Below are 527 nucleotides of genomic sequence, written 5' to 3'. Positions count from 1 at the left end.
AGCCCTGAAGCTGGTACAGCGCCGCTACACGGAAGGCGAAATCACTGAACTCGACCTCTCGCGCGCGAAAGCGGAACTTGCCACTGCACAGTCGGACGCCATGACTGTGCAGCGCCTGCGAGCCGCATCCGAGCATAGCCTTGCTGTACTGCTCGGTAAAGCGCCGGCCGAGTTCTCCATGGCGGCGGACCCCATCAAGCCGGTCAACCTGCGTGTGCCGCCAGGCCTGCCATCTTCGCTGCTCGAGCGTCGGCCGGATATCGCTGCAGCGGAGCGGTCGATGGCTGCGGCGAACTCGCGCATCGGTATCGCGAAGGCCGCGTTCTTCCCGTCGCTCACGATCACCGGTACGGGTGGCTTTGAATCGGCAACGATTGGCGACCTCTTCAAGTGGAGCAGCCGTGCGTTCCTGCTCGGTCCTCTTGCCGGTACGGCGCTGAACATTCCGATTTTTGACGGCGGCCGCCGCAAGGGCAACCTCGCGAACGCTCGGGCCGTCTACGAAGAGGACGTCGCGAATTACCGGC

The 527-nt window shown here is 64.1% G+C and carries 1 protein-coding gene; it reads left to right on the top strand.

Annotated features, from left to right (window positions below):
* A partial coding sequence (locus PQR32_RS42155; RefSeq protein ID WP_408241812.1) for a TolC family protein occupies nt 1-527 on the top strand: 527 nt, incomplete at both ends.

The sequence above is a fragment of the Paraburkholderia dipogonis genome, assembly GCF_046027395.1.
Lineage (GTDB): Bacteria > Pseudomonadota > Gammaproteobacteria > Burkholderiales > Burkholderiaceae > Paraburkholderia > Paraburkholderia dipogonis_A.
The sequence above is the reverse complement of the archived record's forward strand: the minus strand, read 5'-3'. Positions and strand labels throughout refer to the sequence as shown.